This is a genomic window from Mesorhizobium sp. M7A.F.Ca.AU.002.02.1.1, assembly GCF_003998535.1.
GTDB classification, from domain to species: domain Bacteria; phylum Pseudomonadota; class Alphaproteobacteria; order Rhizobiales; family Rhizobiaceae; genus Mesorhizobium; species Mesorhizobium ciceri.
Window position 1 is genome coordinate 1 of sequence record NZ_RZPB01000079.1, and the last position, 13,751, is coordinate 13,751.

The window sequence follows — 13,751 nt, forward strand, 5'->3', positions numbered from 1 at the left end:
GCTCCAGCGTCGCACCGGAGCCGGCCTGGTGCTGGCCGCCAAAAACGAGGTGGCGCTGAAGCACATCGAATTCATCCAGCTTGAGCCGACGAAGGCGCTGGCGGTGCTGGTGTCGCAGAATGGCGACGTCGAAAACCGCGTCGTCGACCTGCCCGCCGGGATCACCGTCTCGCAACTGCACGAGGCCTCGAATTTCCTCAACGCCCATATACGCGGCCGCACGCTGGCCGAGGCGCGGATCGAGATCGCTCGCATCAAGGAAGAAACCAGGGCCGCGCTCGACACGCTGTCGCAGGACCTGGTGGAGAAGGGGCTGGCGGTGTGGGCCGGCGCCGACAGCGGCCTGCCGGCACGGCTCATCGTGCGCGGGCGTGCCAATCTGCTTGAAAACGTCACCGCCCAGGCCGACATCGAGCTGCTGCGCCATCTGTTCGAGGACATGGAGACGCAGGACGGGCTTATCCAGCTGCTTGACCTCGCCGAGCAGGGCTCGGGTGTGCGCATCTTCATCGGCTCGGAAAACAAGCTGTTTTCGCTGTCGGGCTCGTCGCTGGTCGTCGCCCCCTATCGCGACAAGGATGCCCGCGTCGTCGGCGCGCTCGGCGTCATCGGCCCGACCCGGCTGAATTACGCGCGCATCGTCCCAATGGTCGACTATACGGCGCAGCTGATTTCACGCATGCTGCGCTGAGCTGATCCAACCGAGGAGACGACGATGGCGCTCGAAGAATTCAAGGCCCGGATCAGCCTGCTGCTCGAGGAGATGGTCAACCAGCCGGAAGACCAGCACGAGATCCAGGAGCAGCTGCGCGAAAAACTGCAGGAAATGCGCGCCATGGGCCTGCCGCTGCCGGCTGACCTCGTCGAGTTGGAAAAACGCCTCGACGACGATTTCTACGCCGCCGGGACCTGAACCGGAAAACCGCAAGCTTCCTTCACCTCATCGTGTGCCGTGGAACGATCGACGAAACCGGTCGTTCCTGTTTTCACGCCCGAACACTGGAGGACCGAATGATGCGTTTTGCCGGCCCGGCACTTTCCGCCGCACTGTTTGTCTCGACCGCTTCATTCGCCCAGCAGGCGGACGAACCGGTACTGAAAGGCGCGGCTGCCTTCGGCGACTGGCGAGCGGACAAGCCGGGCACCCGCCGGCTGATCAGACCGGATGATCTGCCCAAGCCCAATGCCACCCGGTCGACCTCGAACAGCGCCGGCATCGCGGACATGCCGGCAGACGCGAAGCTGCAACTGCCGCCGGGGTTCTCGGCCGAGCTGGTTGCATCGGGCATCGACAATCCACGCGTCGTGCGCGTCGCGCCGAATGGCGACCTGTTCGTCGCCGACAGCAAAGCCAACCAGGTCCGCATCTATCGCCTCGCCGAAGGCAGTGCGAAGCCGGCGCAGGACGGCATCTTTGCCGGCAATCTCAACCGACCCTATGGCATTGCCTTCTATCCGCCGGGCCCTGACCCGCAATGGGTCTATGTCGCCAACAGCGACAGCATCGTGCGCTTTGCCTACCGCAATGGCGAACTGAAGGCCTCCGGCGACCCGGAAACCATCGTCGGCAACATCCCCGCCAGTCATCACTGGACCCGCGATATCGCCTTCTCGCCGGACGGCAAGACGCTTTACCTTTCGGTCGGCTCGGGATCGAATGTCGCCGAGGACATGGGCCGGGAGCCGAAAGGCGGACTCGATGCCTGGGCGAAATCGCAGCCGCTGGGTGCAGCCTGGGGTTCTGAAGACGGCCGCGCCGACGTGCTGACCTTCGATCCCGATGGCAAGAACGGCCGCATCTTTGCCGCCGGCCTGCGCAACTGCTCGGGTATGACCGTGCAGCCGGCGACCGGCGCGCTGTGGTGCGTCGTCAACGAACGCGATGCGCTTGGCGACAATGTGCCACCCGAATACGCGACCGTGGTCAAGGAGGGTGCCTTCTATGGCTGGCCCTGGTACTATATCGGCAACAATGAGGATCCGCGCCACAAGGGTGAGCGCCCCGATCTTGCCGGCAAAACGACCGTTCCCGATGTGCTGATGCAGGCGCATTCGGCGCCGCTCACCATCGCCTTCTACGAGGGGAAGAGCTTTCCAGCTGAATACAAGGGCGATGCGTTCGTCGCTCTGCATGGTTCATGGAACCGCGGCAACAGGACCGGCTACAAGGTGGTGCGGTTGCTGTTCAAGGACGGCAAGCCGACCGGCGCGTATGAGGATTTCATCACCGGCTTCGTCGTTTCCAACGGTGAGGTCTGGGGCCGGCCGGTCGGCGTGGCGATTGCGAGCGACGGTGCGCTGATCGTCAGCGAGGACGGCAACGGCACCATCTGGCGTGTCACCCATGGCGACGGTCCGTCCTGATCTGCTCAGGTAACGCAGGCCCCCTCACCCGGATTGCCAACCGAATTGCGAAGAGCAATTCGGGAACAATCCGACCTCTCCCCGAGGGGAGAGGAGTCAGCAGACGCTGGCGCCCGTCTCTTCTCCCCTCGGGGAGAAGGTGGCCGCGAAGCGGCCGGATGAGGGGGCTTCGTAAGGCGAGCCCTCGATATCTGGTGCAATGGAATCCGGCCCCAGGGAATTCAATCTTGGCCTGTCCCATGCAATAAAACGCTCTGATCCGAGACCAGTGCCATGACCCTTACCGGATTCCTCGCCTATAGTGCGGCCCTCGGCATCGCCGCCGCGATTCCTGGTCCCGGCATCACCGCGCTGGTCGCCCGTGCGCTCGGCTCAGGCTTCCGCTCGTCGCTGGCGATGTCGTTTGGCCTGATGGTTGGCGACATCACCTATCTGACCGCCGTGGTGCTTGGCCTCGCCTTCGTCGCACAATCCTTCGGCATGGTTTTCCTGGCCATCAAATGGCTCGGCGTCGCCTATCTCGCCTTTCTCGGCTGGCGCTTCTGGAACAGCGGCATCACGCCCGAGACCGTCGAGGCCGGAAAAGGCAAGGGCGGCTTGCTGTCGAGCTTTGCCGCCGGCCTGACCGTTACCCTCGGCAATCCGAAGACGATGATCTTCTATCTCGCGATCACGCCGACCATCGTCGACCTGAAAACCATCACGCTGGCGGATTACGGCATCCTCGTCGCGCTGACCGTTGTCGTCCTGTTGGTGGTGCTGGTGCCGTATCTGGCGCTGGCGGCCAAGGCGCGCTGGTTTCTGAAATCGCCCCGCGCGCTCAAGGCGCTGAACCGCACGGCGGCCGGCTTCATGGTCGGTGCTGCTGCAGCGATTGCCGCTCGGCAATAGAGAGCTTTCCGCCAAAGCATTTCGCAAACGGGCCTTTGCGAGAAATGCTTTTCCGGGACGGCACGGTTTTAGACACAGGGCCCACTCGGATATTTTCAGCCGACAGTCTATCTTGCGCGACCGAAGGCCCTATCTTGCCGGCTGCAATTCCACTGCCTGAAATCCTTACTCGCCTGAAATTCTGGGAGCGAAACCAATGAACAAGCCCGTCACAGCCCGTGTGCCCGGTCGCGGCCGCGTCTACAATTCCATCACCGATACGATCGGCGACACGCCCCTGGTGCGGCTCGACAAGTTCGCCAGGGAAAAGGGCATCGTCGCCAATCTCATCGCCAAGCTCGAATTCTTCAATCCGATCGCCTCGGTCAAGGACCGCATTGGCGTGGCGATGATCGAGGCGCTTGAGGCATCAGGCAAGATTTCTCCCGGCAAGACAACGCTGATCGAACCGACGTCGGGCAACACCGGCATCGCGCTTGCCTTCGCCGCCGCGGCCAAGGGCTACAAGCTGATCCTGACGATGCCCGAAACAATGTCGGTCGAGCGCCGGAAAATGCTGGCGCTGCTCGGCGCCGAGTTGGTGCTGACCGAGGGTCCGAAAGGTATGAAGGGCGCCATCGCCAAGGCCGACGAACTGGCAGCGACGATCCCCAATGCGATCATCCCGCAGCAGTTCGAGAACCCGGCCAATCCGGAAATCCACCGCACGACGACGGCCGAGGAAATCTGGAACGATACGCATGGCGAGGTCGATATCTTCGTCGCCGGCATCGGCACCGGCGGCACCATCACCGGCGTCGGCCAGGTGCTGAAGAAGCGCAAGCCCTCCGTGCATGTCGTCGCCGTCGAGCCCGACTCCTCGCCGGTTCTGTCGGGCGGCCAGCCCGGCCCGCACAAGATCCAGGGCATCGGCGCCGGTTTTGCGCCCAAGATCCTCGACACGACGATCTATGACGAGATCGTCAAGGTGTCGAACGAGGATTCGGTGGCCAATGCCCGCCTCGTCGCCCGCCTCGAAGGCGTGCCGGTCGGCATCTCTTCGGGCGCCGCCCTGCAGGCGGCCATCGTCGTCGGCTCGCGGCCGGAGAACAAGGGCAAAAATCTTGTGGTGGTCATCCCGTCCTTCGCCGAGCGCTATCTGTCGACAATCCTGTTCGAGGGGCTGGGATCGTAGTCCGACGCTCCTTCGCGTCCAAGCTGGCCCGCTGAAAAAACGCGCGTGGCCGCCATCGGCGGCTTGAGCGCGGCACCGCTTCCGGTTCATATCGCCCCGGCCTGCTTTGCGCGGCCGGGGGAGAATTTTATGTACAAGCTTTATACCCGTCCTGGCAGCGGCGGCTTCGTCGTCGAGGCAGCGCTGGCGTTGGCGAATGCACAGTTCGAGCAGATCGACGTGCCGAAGACCGACCGGCCCGACCCCGCCTTCCTCGACATCAGTCCGTTGAACCAGGTGCCGGTGCTGACCTTGCCGGACGGAAGCTCGATGACGGAATCGGCGGCGATCTGCATCCTGCTTGCCGAGCGTCATCCCGATGCCAATTTGGCGCCGGCAGCAGACGCGCCTGCCCGCGCCGATTTCCTGCGCTGGATGGCCTTCATGTCGTCGGTGCTCTATCCGGCGGTGCTGCGTTTCTACTACGCATACCGCTACACTGCCGATCCCGAAGGCACCAAGGCGGTCAAGCAGGCAGCCGTGGCCGAGATGGACCGTGGCTTTGCCGTTCTGGATGCCGCGCTTGAAGGCCGTGACTGGCTGGTCGGCGACCGGGTGTCGCTGGCCGACATCTATCTGGTCATGCTGGTGGCCTGGCATCCCGACATCGACAGCGCGCGGACGGCATGGCCGAACATTGAACGCCTGTGGGCGCGGCTGCGCGACCATCCGCTGATGAAGACGCTCAACACCTCGCACGAGATGTGGCCGGGCTGAAGCTCAATTTCTGAGCACTGCCCGCTTTTCCTGCAGGAAGCGGCGCACCGCCGGGTCGCGCTCGAGGCCGATCGCCCGGTCATAGGCTTCGCAGGCTTGCAGTACCTGACCAAGCCTGGCCAGGAGACCGGCGCGTGCGGCCCAATAGGGCTGATAGTCATCAAGCCGTTTGTCGTCGCCCAGCACGTAGAGGGCCGCCAATCCCGCCACTGCGCCCTCGGCCTCGGCGATCGCCACCGCGCGGTTTATCGCCACCACCGGCGATCCTGCGATCGAAAGCAACGCGTCGTAGAACTCGCGGATCGCCGCCCAGTCGGTGCGGCCGGTCAGCCGTCGTGCCGCATGCGCGGACTGCACGGCCGCCTCAAGCTGGTAGCGGCCGATGATGCCCTTGGCCGCGGCGTGGGAAAGCAGCGCCTCCGCCTCATCGATCAGGGCGCGGTCCCATAGAAGGCAATCCTGTTCCGCCAGCGGCACGAAGTCGCCGGCGGCGCTGCGCCGTGCGGCGCGGCGCGACTCAGCAAACAGCATCAGCGACAGGAGGCCCAGCGCCTCCGGCTCCTCCGGCAACAGCGAAGCCACCAGCCGGCCGAGCCAAATGCCTTCGGTCGCCAGATTGCGCCCTCGCGTCTCGGTGCCCGCCGGGTCGGACCAGCCTTCGGCGAAGGCGGCGTAGATCGCTTCCAGCACCGCATCCAGCCGTTCGCCGAGTTCGGCCTGCTCCGGCACGCGGAACGGAATACCGGTTTCACGGATGCGGGACTTGGCTCGCACCAGGCGCTGGCCCATCGTTGCCGGCGAGACCAGGAAGGCGGAAGCGATCGTCGCGGCGTCGAACCCCAGCACCGTCTGCAGGATGAGCGGCGAACGCACGCTCGATTCGATCGCCGGATGGGCGCAGGCGAACATCAGCCGCAGCCGCTCGTCGGGCAGGTCTTCGTCGGTCATGCGCGCCTCCGCTTCCTCGGCAATCAGCTTGAGATGCTCGCGGCCGGCCTCGCTGGTCAGCCGGCGCCGCACCGCATCGACGCGGCGCCGCCTTGCCACCGCCAGCAGCCAGGCTTCCGGTTTCTTGGGTACGCCGGTTCTTGGCCAGCGTTCGAGGGCGGCGGCAAAGGCATCGGCCAGCGCGTCCTCGGCTGCGGCCACGTCGCGCGTGCGGGCCGCGAGCCAGGCGACAAGCTTGCCGTAGCTTTGCCGGGCGGCGGTTTCCGCTGCCGCCCGCGCGATCTCCAGGCCACTTTCCATCACATGGTCTGTTCCCAGATCGGCCGCAGCTCGACCGTGCCGGCGCTGGCCGCGGGGCAGCGCGCCGCCCAGGCGATAGCGGCATCGGCATCCTCGGCCTCGATCATGTAGAAGCCCGCAAGCTGCTCCTTGGTGTCGGCATAGGGGCCATCGAGCACGTTGGTCTTGCCATTGACCATCCGCACCGAAGTGGCGGCCTGGGTCGGCTTCAGCCGGTCGCCGGCCAGCCAGGCGCCGGACTTCTTCAACGCATCGGTATACGCGCCATAGGCAGCGCTGATCTCGTAGGTCTTATCGGTCGGCGCGGCCGCCATCGCGGCTTCATTGACGTAGATCAAAAGCATGTATCGCATGGTCTTCTCCCGTTGTTTCGAAGGCTGCTTCGTTTGCGAGCCGGACGTATGTCGCGCGGCCCTGGCCGATTTCGACAGGCATTGGAAAAATCTTTCGGCTCCGAAGACATTTCACGCAAGCGGCCATCTGTGCATCCCGCACTCAACCATTCGTCTAACGCATGGGATTGCGGGTTGGCATTTCCATCTCGCTGTCTAAACTCGCTTCTGTTCGCGTCAGGGAGGTGATGCGGCTGCTATTTCAGGGAGGAAATCAGATGTTCCATTTCAGGACGAAACTTGTTGCGGCCGGCGCCGTGGCGCTGTCGCTTGGCCTAGGCGCTGTTTCCGCCAAGGCGCAGGAATTCATCAACGTGCTCACCGGCGGCACATCTGGCGTCTATTATCCGCTCGGCGTGGCACTGTCGGAAATCTACGGCAAGGGCATCGAAGGTGCCCGCACCCAGGTGCAGGCAACAAAGGCTTCGGTCGAAAACCTCAATCTGTTGCAGCAGGGCAAGGGCGAGATCGCGTTTGCGCTGGGCGATTCCGTCAAGCTGGCCGCCGAAGGCAATGCCGAGGCCGGTTTCCCCGGCAAGCTCGATAAGTTGCGCGGCATCGCAGCCATCTATCCCAACTACATCCAGATCGTCGCCAGCCGGGAGTCCGGCATCAAGACGCTGGCCGACCTCAAGGGAAAAAGCCTGTCGGTCGGCGCGCCGGCCTCCGGCACCGAGCTCAATGCCCGCGCCATCTTCGCCGCCGCCGGGTTGAAGTATGAGGATCTCGGCCGGGTCGAGTATCTGCCCTTCGCCGAATCGGTCGAGCTGATCAAGAACCGGCAGCTCGACGCCACGCTGCAATCGGCCGGGCTCGGCGTCGCCTCGATCCGCGACCTCGCCACCTCCGTGCCGATCAATGTCGTGGCGGTGCCGGCCGAGGACGTCGCCAAGATCGGCGCGCCCTATCTGTCGGTGGTCATTCCCAAGGGCACTTATGAAGGCCAGAGCGAGGATGTCGCCACCGCCGCCGTCGGCAATTTCCTCATCACCCGCGCCGATGTCTCCGACGAGACCGCCTACCGGATGACCAAGCTGATGTTCGACCATCTCGACCAACTGGCCGCGGCGCATGCCGCCGCCAAGGCGATCGACCCGGCCAAGGCGCTCGACGGCATGCCGGTGCCGCTGCACCCCGGTGCCGAGCGATACTACAAGGAGAAGGGCTTGTTGAAGTAGGGCGGATCCGTCGGATGACCGAAGCAACGTCTGGAACATCAACCGACGGCAAATCCGCCACCTTCCATCTGCCTGCCGTCGAAGAACAGGTCGAAGGGCTGCCGCCGGGCTTCGGCGACGGCCTTGCGGGCAAGGCCGCCTTTCTCATCGCCGTCGCCTTTTCCGTGTTCCAGATCTATGTCGCCGCCTATGGCAGCATTCCGAGCCAGGTGGTGAGGGCCATGCATGTCGGCTTCCTGCTGCTGCTCGGCTTTGGCCTGATCGCCAATCTGCGCGCCAAGAGCATGCCGGCGAAAGCCGCGTTCTGGACGCTCGGGGCGCTCGGCTTCGGCACCGGCCTCTACAATTGGGTGTTCTACACTGATCTGATCCGCCGCTCCGGCTTCCTGACCACGCCGGACCTCATCGTCGGCGCGGTGCTGGTGGTGCTGGTCTTCGAGGCAGCGCGGCGGCTGATGGGCCTGCCGCTGGCGGTCATCGCTTTCATCTTTCTCGCCTACTGCTTTTTCGGCAACCATTTGCCGCCGCCGCTCATCCATCGCGGCTATGATTTCGCCCAGATCGTCGACACCTTCGCCTACGGCACCGAAGGCATCTACGGCACACCGATCTATGTCTCGGCTGCCTACATCTTCATCTTCGTCGTCTTTGCCGCCTTTCTCGAACGCGCTGGCATGATCGCGCTGTTCAACGATTTCGCGCTTGGCCTGGTCGGCTCGTGGCGCGGCGGCCCGGCGCAGGTCTGCGTGCTGTCCTCGGCGCTGATGGGCACCATTTCCGGCTCGGGTGTCGCCAATGTGGTGGCCAGCGGCCAGTTCACCATCCCGCTGATGAAGCGCTTCGGCTTCCGCTCGGCTTTTGCCGGCGCCGTCGAGGCGACCTCCTCGATGGGCGGCCAGATCATGCCGCCGGTGATGGGCGCGGTCGCCTTCATCATGGCCGAGACGCTGAACGTGCCTTATGCCGAAGTGGTCAAGGCGGCGATCATCCCGGCGCTGCTCTATTTCGGCGCCTGCTTCTGGCAGGTGCATCTGGAAGCCGGCAAGGCGGGCCTGCACGGCATGGCCAAGGCCGAGCTGCCCAATCCGTGGGACGCGGTGCGGCAACACTGGCCGCTGGTGCTGCCGCTGGCCGCGCTCATCTACCTGCTGTTTGCCGGCTATACGCCGATCTTCGCCGGCACGATGGGCCTGGCGCTGACCATCGTGCTCATCCTCGGCACGCCGTTGGCGGCAGCGATCGGGCCGCTGGCCTTCCGCATCGTCTTCTGGATCGCGCTCGGGCTTGCCGCCGCTTCGTTCATGAAGTTCGGCGTCAACCTCCTCGGCCTGGTGATCGCCGCACTGGTCGTCGCCTGCTTCACGTTCAAGGGCGGCCGCGAGACGTTGCAAATCTGTGTCGACTCGCTCGCCGAAGGCGCCAAGAACGCGCTGCCGGTCGGCATTGCCTGCGCCATTGTCGGCATCGTCATCGGCACGCTGACGCTGACCGGCATCGCCTCGACCTTCATCGGCTGGATCATCTCGATCGGCGAGGACAATCTGTTCCTGTCGCTGGTGCTGACCATGGTCACCTGCCTGGTGCTGGGCATGGGCATTCCGACCATTCCCAACTACATCATCACCTCGTCGCTGGCCGGGCCGGCGCTGCTCGAGCTTGGCGTGCCGCTGCTGGTCAGCCACATGTTCGTGTTCTATTTCGGCATCATGGCCGATTTGACGCCCCCGGTGGCGCTGGCGGCGTTCGCCGCCGCACCGATGGCCAGGGAAAGCGGCCTGAAAATCGGCATCCAGGCGACCAAGCTGGCCATTGCCGGCTTCGTCGTGCCGTTCATGGCGGTCTACACGCCGGCGCTGATGCTGCAGGACGCAGGTCCGATCGCCGCCCAGTTCGGCTATCCCGTCGAGGTCGGCTACATCGTCGCCAAGGCGTGCATGGGCATCGTGCTGTGGGGTGCCGCCGCCGTCGGTTTTCTGGTCACCCGCATGGCGTGGTGGGAGCGGCTCGTCGCCTTCGCGGCCGGCGTGCTGCTGGTCGCCGCGGTGCCGCTCACCGACGAGGCCGGCTGGGTGCTGGCGCTGGCCTGGATCGGCTGGCACTGTTTTCGCGCGCGGCAGGCTTCAGTCAGAACATGAGCCTGTGCATCCTGGCCGCGGGCAAGACGGTAACGCTCTCCGTCGCCGCCTTCACGCTGTCCTGGACGCATTCGGTGGAACGGACGCGCTGGCAAGAAGACTGGAAGGTCACGTCCTCCGGCCTGCAGGTGGTCGAAGCCCGGATCGAGGGCTCGGGCGCCGGCATGGAGCCGCCGGAAGGCGCGGTGCTGAAGGAGGGTTGGTGGAGCTATGCGCCTGATGTCGGCCCGCAGCGGCGCGTCGTGCTCGCCGCTTCAGGTGCAACCAGCGACGGCTGGACACTGTGCACGGTTCAGGGCTGCCGGGAATTGGGGAGGACGGCAGGCGGACCGATCGTGCTCGAGCCGTGCCGGCCGGATGGCACGAGCCAGCCGCGGTAGCGCATAGCCACACCCTCAGCCAAGGAACCGCTTGCGCAGCTCCGGAGAAGGAATGTCGCAAGCATCCTTCCTGCCGAACAGGGCGTAGCGGTTCCTGGCGATGCGATCATAGAGCCAACCACGCAGCGGGCGCGGCAACAGCAACAGTGCCTTGGCCGCCCGCCAAGGCCAGCCGAGTTCCGCCATGACGGCGACAAAACTGTCCAGCCGCGTGAAGGCGACGCCGTCGATCAGGACGAGATTGGTTTCGTAAGAGTCGGTGCGCAGTCCATGCTTCCGGAACAGCGCTTCACCGAAGGGCGACTGCGCGGTGGCGAAGCGGAAACGGCCTTGGCGGTCGAGCCTGACCACCATGCGCACGAAACCGGAGCAGAGCACGCAGACGCCATCGAAAACGATCAATGGATGGCGTGAGTCGAGAACTGTTTCGAAGGGACGAGTTGACTGGGGTCGAACTGGTTGAAGATGGTCCGTCACGCTGGCCTCGGCTGCTCGTGTCCTATGACACTAAGCCGGCCAGCGATGGTATCAAAGCCGTGGCGATGTCGCACGGCGCCTGTCGGCGAGAGCGGGACGCTCGGCGCGATAGGTGGTGGCGCGGATAGAGGCGGCCGGCCTGCAGATCCGGCTGTTGTGGCGATTTTCGAAAGCCATGATCAGTGCGCGCCCAGCGAGTTGCCGCGACGGGCGCAGGCCGGGCCGGGGCCGCGCATGTAATAGCGTTCGGGCCGGTAGGTCGGCGCAACGAATTCGCGGATGGCGGCGGCATAGCCGATGAGGTGCGCGAGGAAGTTCATTACCTTGTCCCTGTCCCGATTTTCGGATGTCCCTTCCGAATTGCGGTCATCATAGCGTCGAGGCGTGAATAGTCGGTGAACGTGATGTTAATATCTGGTCGAAAATGCCTTGCTTCGTGGCTGGAATGCGGCTGATTCGGGGTCTTTCCGTGCAGTTGGTTGGCATTCCGGCCAATGTGACTTTTGCATCACATATGTTTCGTTTGAATGTCGCCTGCGCGCGGTTCTGTTTCAACTTTTGCCGAGCCCGCGAAATTTCCGTGCTGGCGGCCAGAACCACTCAGGCGGCCCCTTGGCATCCAGATCGGCGCGGGAGCGCGGAACTGGAGCGCGATCTGTCCGTTCTCACCTTCATCTGGTTCTGAAGGGAAGATATCATGGCGCCGCGTCCGGCCTGGAGAGGCTATCTGAAGCTTTCGCTGGTCACCTGTGCCGTCGAACTGACCAATGTCGTCACCCATACGGAGCGGGTCTCGTTTCGCATTCTCAACCGCAAGACCGGCAACACGGTGAAGCGCCTCTATGTCGATGCCGAAACCGGCAAGCCGTTGGAGGAGGATGACGAGATCAAGGGTTATGAACTCGACGATGGCAATTTCATCCATATCGAGGAAGACGAGATCGAGGCGGTGCAGATCGAATCCTCGCACACGATGGCGCTCGACGGTTTCGTCGACAAAGCTTCGATCCAGCAGATCTATCTCGACACGCCCTACTATGTGGCGCCCGCCGACAAGGTGTCGGAAGAGGCGTTCGCCGTCATTCGCGATGCGATGGCGGGCAAGAAGATGGCCGGGCTGGCGCGTATCGTGCTCTACCGACGCGAACGGCCGGTGGTGATCGAACCGCTCGGCAAGGGCATGGTGCTGACGACGCTGCGCTACGACAACACGGTACGGCAACCGGACACCGTCTTCGGCGACATCGAGCCCGTGAAGACCGATCAGGAGATGACCGATCTGGCCGAGTTGATCATCGACAAGAAGAAGACGAAGTTCGATCCCTCGAAATTCGACGACAAATACGAGGACGCGCTGCTGGAGCTGATCCGCGCCAAGAAGGCCGGCCACAAGGCGCCGAAGGCCAAGGCGGCGCCCAAACCTTCCAATGTCGTCAATCTGTTCGACGCGCTGAAGAAGAGCCTGTCGGACTCCGGGTCATCGAAAACATCTTCGTCGGCGAAGGCCAGGCCAGCGGCCAAACGCGCCAAGTCGAAAGCCAGCGCGCCCAAACGCAAATCGGCGTGAGGAACCCAACGGATGGCCAGCCTCGAACAATATCACTCCAAGCGCGATTTCAAGAAAACCGCCGAACCGGCCGGCAAGGTCGCCCGGACCAAGCAGGGCGAGGCCGGCGGCATCTTCGTCATCCACAAGCATGCCGCGACGCGGTTGCATTACGACTTGCGGCTCGAGCATGACGGCGTGCTGTGGAGTTGGGCGGTGACGCGCGGCCCGAGCCTCGACCCGCATGAGAAGCGACTGGCTGTCCATGTCGAGGATCACCCGATCGACTATGCGCCGTTCGAAGGCACCATTCCCAAGGGCGAATATGGCGGCGGTTCGGTTATCGTTTGGGACGAGGGCACCTGGATTCCCGAGATCGACCCGGCCAAGGCGATGAAAAAGGGCCATATCAGCTTCGAGCTCAGGGGACACAAGCTGCATGGGGCATGGCATCTGGTGCGGCTGAAGCCGCGAGCGGGTGAAAAGCGCGACAACTGGCTGCTGATCAAGTCGGACGATGCCGCAGCGCGTCCCGGCGAGGACATCCTCAAGGAAGCGCCTGAATCGGTGAAGTCCGGCCTGACGATCGAGGAGGTCGGCGAGGGCAAGACCGCGAAGGGCGAGAAGCCGAAAGTCTGGCATTCCAACAAGCCGGCCGCCGTCAAGACAAAAGCCGGCAAACGCCTCGACTTTATCGAGCCGCAGCTGGCCACGCTCGAGCGCGATGCGCCGCCGGGCAAGGACTGGCTGCACGAAGTGAAGTTCGACGGCTATCGCATGCAGGCGCAGATCGCCGGCACCGATGTGCGGCTGCTGACCCGCACCGGCCTCGACTGGACGAAGAAATTCGGCGGCGAGATCGTCGCGGAGCTGGCCGGGCTGAAGTGCAGCGACGCCATCATCGATGGCGAGGTGGTGGTGCTGGCCGACAGCGGCGTCTCGTCTTTCGCGCTGCTGCAGCAGGACCTGTCGGCGAAGCGGACCAATCGCTTCATCTATTACGTGTTCGACCTGATGCGGCTCGATGGGCAGGATCTTCGGCGCGAGCCGCTGGTCGAGCGTAAGCAGGCCTTGCAGGAACTGCTCGGCGAACAGTCCGACAATGCGGCGGTCCGCTTCAGCGACCATTTCGCCGAACCCGGCAAGATCATGCTGGAGCATGCCTGCCGGATGGGCCTGGAAGGCGTCGTCTCCAAGCGTGCCGATGCAC

Annotated in this window: 16 protein-coding genes; 12 read left to right on the plus strand and 4 right to left on the minus strand. The window is 64.1% G+C overall.

The genetic code is table 11. The features are described 5' to 3' along the window. The 6 genes from EN879_RS07850 to EN879_RS07875 all read left to right on the plus strand — a co-directional run. Positions 1-691, plus strand: a 691-nt coding sequence (locus EN879_RS07850; RefSeq protein WP_164774337.1) for a heat-inducible transcriptional repressor HrcA, incomplete at its 5' end; no start/stop codon positions are given. A 24-nt stretch (positions 692-715) separates the two neighbouring features. Beyond that, on the plus strand, positions 716-913 hold the full coding sequence (locus EN879_RS07855) for a hypothetical protein (protein WP_023814156.1): 198 nt from the start codon (positions 716-718) through the stop codon (positions 911-913). Between the two features lie 98 nt (positions 914-1,011). After that, a complete protein-coding gene (locus tag EN879_RS07860) occupies positions 1,012-2,364 on the plus strand; it encodes a sorbosone dehydrogenase family protein (RefSeq protein ID WP_082826610.1) in 1,353 nt (450 codons plus the stop codon). Between the two features lie 273 nt (positions 2,365-2,637). After that, positions 2,638-3,255 (plus strand): LysE family translocator, encoded by a 618-nt coding sequence (locus EN879_RS07865; RefSeq protein WP_013528636.1) that lies wholly within the window; start codon positions 2,638-2,640, stop codon positions 3,253-3,255. Positions 3,256-3,451: 196 nt separating this feature from the next. After that, positions 3,452-4,429 carry a cysteine synthase A gene (gene cysK / locus EN879_RS07870; RefSeq protein ID WP_027161213.1) on the plus strand — a complete coding sequence of 326 codons (978 nt, stop codon included), beginning with the start codon at positions 3,452-3,454 and terminating at the stop codon, positions 4,427-4,429. 129 nt (positions 4,430-4,558) lie between these two features. Further along, positions 4,559-5,185 carry a glutathione S-transferase family protein gene (locus EN879_RS07875; protein WP_063170412.1) on the plus strand — a complete coding sequence of 209 codons (627 nt, stop codon included), beginning with the start codon at positions 4,559-4,561 and terminating at the stop codon, positions 5,183-5,185. Positions 5,186-5,188: 3 nt separating this feature from the next. Here EN879_RS07875 and EN879_RS07880 read toward each other — a convergent pair whose 3' ends face one another. Both EN879_RS07880 and EN879_RS07885 read right to left on the minus strand, forming a co-directional pair. Then, on the minus strand, positions 5,189-6,433 hold the full coding sequence (locus tag EN879_RS07880; RefSeq protein ID WP_063169654.1) for an RNA polymerase sigma factor: 1,245 nt from the start codon (positions 6,431-6,433) through the stop codon (positions 5,189-5,191). Next, the gene (locus EN879_RS07885; RefSeq protein WP_013528640.1) at positions 6,433-6,786 is read right to left on the minus strand and encodes a YciI family protein; all 354 of its coding nucleotides are present in this window, start codon (positions 6,784-6,786) and stop codon (positions 6,433-6,435) included. Before EN879_RS07885 ends, EN879_RS07880 begins: the two co-directional genes overlap by 1 nt. Before the next feature lie 257 nt (positions 6,787-7,043). Between EN879_RS07885 and EN879_RS07890 the strand changes: the two genes are divergently transcribed. Genes EN879_RS07890 through EN879_RS07900 form a run of 3 tightly spaced genes read left to right on the plus strand, consistent with a single transcriptional unit; the run spans position 7,044 to position 10,518 of the window. After that, positions 7,044-8,003, plus strand: coding sequence for a TAXI family TRAP transporter solute-binding subunit (locus EN879_RS07890; protein ID WP_063169653.1), 960 nt, complete (start codon positions 7,044-7,046; stop codon positions 8,001-8,003). A gap of 14 nt (positions 8,004-8,017) precedes the next feature. Then, a complete protein-coding gene (locus tag EN879_RS07895) occupies positions 8,018-10,138 on the plus strand; it encodes a TRAP transporter permease (protein WP_063169652.1) in 2,121 nt (706 codons plus the stop codon). Further along, positions 10,135-10,518 carry a DUF1850 domain-containing protein gene (locus tag EN879_RS07900; RefSeq protein ID WP_063169651.1) on the plus strand — a complete coding sequence of 128 codons (384 nt, stop codon included), beginning with the start codon at positions 10,135-10,137 and terminating at the stop codon, positions 10,516-10,518. Before EN879_RS07895 ends, EN879_RS07900 begins: the two co-directional genes overlap by 4 nt. Before the next feature lie 15 nt (positions 10,519-10,533). Here EN879_RS07900 and EN879_RS07905 read toward each other — a convergent pair whose 3' ends face one another. Both EN879_RS07905 and EN879_RS07910 read right to left on the minus strand, forming a co-directional pair. Then, positions 10,534-10,920, minus strand: coding sequence for a DCC1-like thiol-disulfide oxidoreductase family protein (locus EN879_RS07905; protein WP_255337212.1), 387 nt, complete (start codon positions 10,918-10,920; stop codon positions 10,534-10,536). Between the two features lie 254 nt (positions 10,921-11,174). Beyond that, a complete protein-coding gene (locus tag EN879_RS07910) occupies positions 11,175-11,315 on the minus strand; it encodes a hypothetical protein (RefSeq protein WP_013528645.1) in 141 nt (46 codons plus the stop codon). Between the two features lie 125 nt (positions 11,316-11,440). Here EN879_RS07910 and EN879_RS07915 point away from each other — a divergent pair, with 125 nt between their 5' ends. The 3 genes from EN879_RS07915 to EN879_RS07925 all read left to right on the plus strand — a co-directional run. Next, positions 11,441-11,680, plus strand: a complete 240-nt coding sequence (locus EN879_RS07915; RefSeq protein WP_127274001.1) for a hypothetical protein — start codon at positions 11,441-11,443, stop codon at positions 11,678-11,680. A 12-nt stretch (positions 11,681-11,692) separates the two neighbouring features. Then, positions 11,693-12,562 carry a Ku protein gene (locus EN879_RS07920; protein WP_063169649.1) on the plus strand — a complete coding sequence of 290 codons (870 nt, stop codon included), beginning with the start codon at positions 11,693-11,695 and terminating at the stop codon, positions 12,560-12,562. Between the two features lie 12 nt (positions 12,563-12,574). Then, a partial coding sequence (locus EN879_RS07925; RefSeq protein WP_281034584.1) for a DNA polymerase ligase N-terminal domain-containing protein occupies positions 12,575-13,751 on the plus strand: 1,177 nt, incomplete at its 3' end.

Excerpts from the sequence above, each read along its gene's own strand:
- EN879_RS07895 (WP_063169652.1), top strand. The coding sequence starts at position 8,018 with ATGACCGAAGCAACGTCTGGAACATCAACCGACGGCAAATCCGCCACC.
- EN879_RS07900 (WP_063169651.1), top strand. The coding sequence starts at position 10,135 with ATGAGCCTGTGCATCCTGGCCGCGGGCAAGACGGTAACGCTCTCCGTC.
- EN879_RS07855 (WP_023814156.1), top strand. The coding sequence starts at position 716 with ATGGCGCTCGAAGAATTCAAGGCCCGGATCAGCCTGCTGCTCGAGGAG.
- EN879_RS07860 (WP_082826610.1), top strand. The coding sequence starts at position 1,012 with ATGATGCGTTTTGCCGGCCCGGCACTTTCCGCCGCACTGTTTGTCTCG.
- EN879_RS07890 (WP_063169653.1), top strand. The coding sequence starts at position 7,044 with ATGTTCCATTTCAGGACGAAACTTGTTGCGGCCGGCGCCGTGGCGCTG.
- cysK (WP_027161213.1), top strand. The coding sequence starts at position 3,452 with ATGAACAAGCCCGTCACAGCCCGTGTGCCCGGTCGCGGCCGCGTCTAC.
- EN879_RS07885 (WP_013528640.1), bottom strand. The coding sequence starts at position 6,786 with ATGCGATACATGCTTTTGATCTACGTCAATGAAGCCGCGATGGCGGCC.
- EN879_RS07915 (WP_127274001.1), top strand. The coding sequence starts at position 11,441 with ATGCGGCTGATTCGGGGTCTTTCCGTGCAGTTGGTTGGCATTCCGGCC.
- EN879_RS07920 (WP_063169649.1), top strand. The coding sequence starts at position 11,693 with ATGGCGCCGCGTCCGGCCTGGAGAGGCTATCTGAAGCTTTCGCTGGTC.
- EN879_RS07880 (WP_063169654.1), bottom strand. The coding sequence starts at position 6,433 with ATGGAAAGTGGCCTGGAGATCGCGCGGGCGGCAGCGGAAACCGCCGCC.
- EN879_RS07875 (WP_063170412.1), top strand. The coding sequence starts at position 4,559 with ATGTACAAGCTTTATACCCGTCCTGGCAGCGGCGGCTTCGTCGTCGAG.
- EN879_RS07910 (WP_013528645.1), bottom strand. The coding sequence starts at position 11,315 with ATGAACTTCCTCGCGCACCTCATCGGCTATGCCGCCGCCATCCGCGAA.
- EN879_RS07865 (WP_013528636.1), top strand. The coding sequence starts at position 2,638 with ATGACCCTTACCGGATTCCTCGCCTATAGTGCGGCCCTCGGCATCGCC.